The following is a 3950-nucleotide window of genomic DNA, read 5'->3' on the forward strand; positions in this document are numbered from 1 at the left end:
GGCGGGGCGCTATCCCGCCGAGCTGTCGGGCGGGATAGCGCCCCGCCTGATCGGCGAGCCCCACGAGATCGAGCAACTCGGCGACCCGCGCCCGGATCGCGGCCGGCGCCCAGCCGGCGATCTCCAGGGGTAGCGCCACGTTGCCGGCGGCGTCCCGCGACGCGAGCAGGTTGAAGTGCTGGAAGATCATCCCGACCCGGGCCCGCAGGGCGCGCAGCTCCGGCGCGCGCAGTGCCGACACCTCGGCATCCCCGACCCAGACACGGCCCGCGCTCGGCCGCTCCAGGCCGTTGATCAGGCGGATGAGGGTCGACTTGCCGGCACCCGAACGCCCGATGATGCCGAGGATCGACCCGGCCGGAACGGAGAGATCGATGCCGTCCAGGGCGGCGACCGCCGCCCCGTTGCGCCGGGGCGCGTAGGTCTTCGAGACGGATTCGAGGCGGATCACGGCCTCTGCGAAATGGGTGGTCGACGGCATGGACGGGATGATCCGCGGCCCGGCCCCGCGCTTGCCGATCTCAGGAGTCGGAAGACGAGGGCAGGTCTCTTGAAGCAAAGGAATGAGCTTCATTTATTCACGACCATTCCGCACTCAGTCAATGAAAGCAGAGGCCAAATTGCGACGCCATCAAGGATGAAAGCCGTGGTGTCGGACGGTCGCGCGAGAAGGGTGTTCCCCGAGCCCGCGATCCGCGCACCGGAGGCGTGATCCCGCCCCTGGCCGTGATGATTGCCTCCCGGTGGAAAGAGGGGGGTGAGCCGCGTTACACCGCGATGTCGTCCTGGACCGTCACCATTCTCGAGCATTGTCGATCCGCAGGCGCATTCCCCCACGAAAGCGCGCAAATTCGAAAAACCATTTTCTTGCGAAATCTTGGCGCGCGCCGGTAAATCTTCGGCACGGGATCGTGATCTCACAGCAACGGCACAAGTGATCCGCGAACGATCCCGCGAAGACCGTCGGCGGCGCGGTGAACGACGTTGTCCCACGAGACTTTCCACTGCGGGACTTGCGCGCTGCGGAACTTGCTCCGTGCAAGACTTGCCATCCGGAGACGATTCATGACCGACGACACGCCGCGTGGGACCGCTCCGTCGCGCCGGACGATCCTGCGCGCCGGCCTCGGGGCCGCAGCGCTGGCGCCCCTCGGGATGCCGGCGCTCCACGCTGCCGAGCGGACTGTCCGCCTGAGCTACCAGCGCTCCTCGACCCTGCTCACCATCCTGAAGGCGAAGGGTACCCTGGACGAGCGCCTGAAGCCCCTGGGGTTCGCGCCCTCCTGGCACCTCTTCACCAGCGTTATCGAGCCGATGAACGCCGGCGCGGTCGACCTGCACGCGGATGTCGCCGACGCGGTGCCGATCTTCACCCAGGCCGCCGATGCGCCGCTCACCTTCTACGCCCGCGAGGTCGGCTCGCCCTCGGCGGAAGCCATCATCGTCCCCGAGGACTCGCCGATCCGCTCCATCGCCGACCTGAAGGGGCGCACGGTCGGCGTCTCGCGCGGGTCGGGCTGCCACTTCATCCTGGCAGCCGCCCTTAAGCGGGCGGGCCTCGCCTTCACCGACATCAAGCCGGCCTATCTCCAGGCGCCGGAGGGGCTGGCGGCCTTCGGCCAGGGCAGCCTCGACGCCTGGGTGATCTGGGACCCGTTCCTCGCCATCGCCCAGTCCAAGCGGCCGGTGCAGGTGTTGGCCGACGCCACCGGCCTGTCGAGCTACCACCGCTATTATCTCGCCAACGACCGCTTCGTGGCCGAGAACCCGGGGGTCGTCGGGATCGTCTACGACGCGCTCCGGCAGGCGGGACGCTGGGTCAAGGCCGAGCCCGATGCGGCTGTGGCGCTCCTCGCGCCGATCTGGGGCGACCTCTCCCCGGAGGTGGTCGCCACCGTGAACCGGCGCCGGACCTACGCCGTCACGCCGGTGGTGCGGTCCGAGCTCGGCGAGCAGCAGGCCATCGCCGACACCTTCCGCGAGGCCAGGCTGATTCCCCGCGACCTCAATGCGACCGCGGTGAAGATCTGGCAGCCAGCGGCGGAGCGGGGCTGACCGCATGACCCATCCCCTCCGCTTCGGGATCTGGGCGGCCGTCCACGGCTCCCGCGCCGCCCACCACGATCCGGACGAGCCCGACGACGCCAGCTGGGACCGCAATCGCGCCCTGGTGCTGGAGGCCGAGGCCCTGGGCTTCGACGCCGTGCTCGTCGCCCAGCACACCGCCAACCCCTACGACGACGGTCGCGACCAGCTCGAAGCCTGGACGGCCTCTGCCGCCCTGGCCGCCCTGACCCGGCGCATCGAGATCATCGCGGCGATCAAGCCCGGGCTCTACCACCCCGTGGTCCTGGCCAAGATGGCCCTACAGATCGAGCACATCGCGCGGGGGCGGTTCGCCCTCAACCTCGTGAATGCCTGGAACCGGGCCGAGTTCGAGCGAGCGGGCCTGCCCTTCCCGGCCCACGACGCGCGCTACGCCTACGGCGCCGAATGGATCGGCCTCGTCGACCGGCTGATGCGGGGCGAGCGCGTCACCCATGCGGGCTCGCATTTTCAAGTGTCGGATTACCAGCTGCGCCCGGCCGGCAGCTTCCGGCCGCGCCCGACGATCTATCTCGGCGGCGAATCTGAGCCGGCCCGGGCGCTGGCGGCAAGCCAAGCCGACGTCTGGTTCATCAACGGCCAGCCCCTCGCGGATGTCGCGGCGCTGATCGCCGACGTCGCCCGCCGGCCCGCTGCCAACGGCCCCCTGCGCTACGGGCTCTCGGCCTTCGTCATCGCCCGCGAGACCGATGCGGCGGCGCAGGACGAGCATGCGCGCCTGCTGGCGCTGGCCGACCGCGACGCGGCGCTGCAGGCGGATACCCGGGCGCGTACGGACACGGCGAGCGTGATGTTCGCCCAGACCGATGCGGCGGCCGCGCGGCATGTCGGGACCAACGGCGGCACCGCCGCCGGCCTCGTCGGCAGCTACGACACCGTCGCGTCCCGCATCCGCGCCTTTCATGCCGCTGGTATCGAGCTCTTCATGCTGCAATTCCAGCCGTTCGAGGCCGAGATGCGGCGCTTCGCCGGAGAGGTCCTGCCTCGGGTGCGCTGAGGCTCAGTCGCGGGCGACGAAGCGCTGATGGGCCGTCATGCCCACAAGCATGGCGGCGACAAAGACCGCCACGGGCAGCGCCCCCGTCGACAGGGCCGCCACGGCGGGGCCGGGACAGAGGCTCGACAGGCTCCAGCCGATCCCGAACAGGGCCGCGCCCTCGATCAGCGGCCGGTCGATCCGGCGGTTCGTCGGCAACTCGAAGGCGACGGTCAGGGCCGAGCGCGGCAGGCGCCGGGCCAGGGCGTAGCCGAGGCCGGCGACGCAAGCGGCATTGCGGTGCGCTCGGGCCACCACTGTGCCCTTCCGGCCCTGCGCCAATTTCACGTCGACCAGTCGGTGCGGGCTTCCCGGGCGTTCTACAACACCCACGCGGACATCGATGCATTCTCGAAGGCACTGCAGAGCCTACCGCGGCGATGAGCGAAAGTGATCTCGCCTCAATCCGCTGCCCTGCGAGGACTGGTAATCGTGGTCTGCAATCGGGCGGCCCTGACTGCGGCATGTACGACTGGGTTGGGTCGGGTCATGACCGTCCGTTTCACGGCTGGGTTGGGTGGGTTTGCGACGGTCTGCTTCAGGGCGAGAGTTGGGAGAAGCAGACACCGCCGTCGTGCCCGGTCACGACCCCGAGCGGACGTTCCGCATGCGACCCGACACGGTCGTTCAGATCGCCGTCCGACGTTCCCGAAAGCAGTCACTCGTCGGCCGTCCGGATACGTCGGCTCCGGGTGGGGAGCGGAAGGTATGCGTTAGTGTCCGGGTGATCTGATGCGGCTCCTGAGAAACAGGGGGAGTCAGGCGCTATGGGTCGCGCAATTTTCTTGAGTGTCCGTCGTCAGATGAT

General features: G+C 69.4%; 4 protein-coding genes and 1 pseudogene. 3 read left to right on the forward strand and 2 right to left on the reverse strand.

Annotated elements, in window-relative coordinates:
* Positions 1 to 481, reverse strand: a 481-nt coding sequence (locus MFF30_RS25540; protein ID WP_238283048.1) for an ATP-binding cassette domain-containing protein, incomplete at its 3' end; no start/stop codon positions are given.
* Between the two features lie 584 nt (positions 482 to 1065).
* Here MFF30_RS25540 and MFF30_RS25545 point away from each other — a divergent pair.
* On the forward strand, positions 1066 to 2055 hold the full coding sequence (locus MFF30_RS25545; protein WP_238283049.1) for an ABC transporter substrate-binding protein: 990 nt from the start codon (positions 1066 to 1068) through the stop codon (positions 2053 to 2055).
* A 4-nt stretch (positions 2056 to 2059) separates the two neighbouring features.
* Positions 2060 to 3103, forward strand: a complete 1044-nt coding sequence (locus tag MFF30_RS25550) for an LLM class flavin-dependent oxidoreductase (protein WP_238283051.1) — start codon at positions 2060 to 2062, stop codon at positions 3101 to 3103.
* A 3-nt stretch (positions 3104 to 3106) separates the two neighbouring features.
* Here the strand turns inward: MFF30_RS25550 and MFF30_RS25555 are convergent, their stop codons facing one another.
* Positions 3107 to 3430: a DUF6691 family protein gene (locus tag MFF30_RS25555; RefSeq protein ID WP_373321013.1), complete on the reverse strand. Its 324-nt coding sequence runs from the start codon at positions 3428 to 3430 to the stop codon at positions 3107 to 3109.
* Between MFF30_RS25555 and MFF30_RS25560 the strand changes: the two are divergent.
* Positions 3350 to 3526: pseudogene (locus tag MFF30_RS25560) on the forward strand (aminotransferase class V-fold PLP-dependent enzyme); the annotation flags it as partial. The gene MFF30_RS25555 and the pseudogene MFF30_RS25560 overlap by 81 nt on opposite strands.
* Between the last annotated feature and the right edge of the window lie 424 nt (positions 3527 to 3950).

The organism is Methylobacterium goesingense (assembly GCF_022179225.1).
In the GTDB taxonomy this organism is placed as follows: Bacteria; Pseudomonadota; Alphaproteobacteria; order Rhizobiales; family Beijerinckiaceae; genus Methylobacterium; species Methylobacterium goesingense.

Excerpts from the sequence above, each read along its gene's own strand:
- MFF30_RS25545 (WP_238283049.1), top strand. The coding sequence starts at position 1,066 with ATGACCGACGACACGCCGCGTGGGACCGCTCCGTCGCGCCGGACGATC.
- MFF30_RS25550 (WP_238283051.1), top strand. The coding sequence starts at position 2,060 with ATGACCCATCCCCTCCGCTTCGGGATCTGGGCGGCCGTCCACGGCTCC.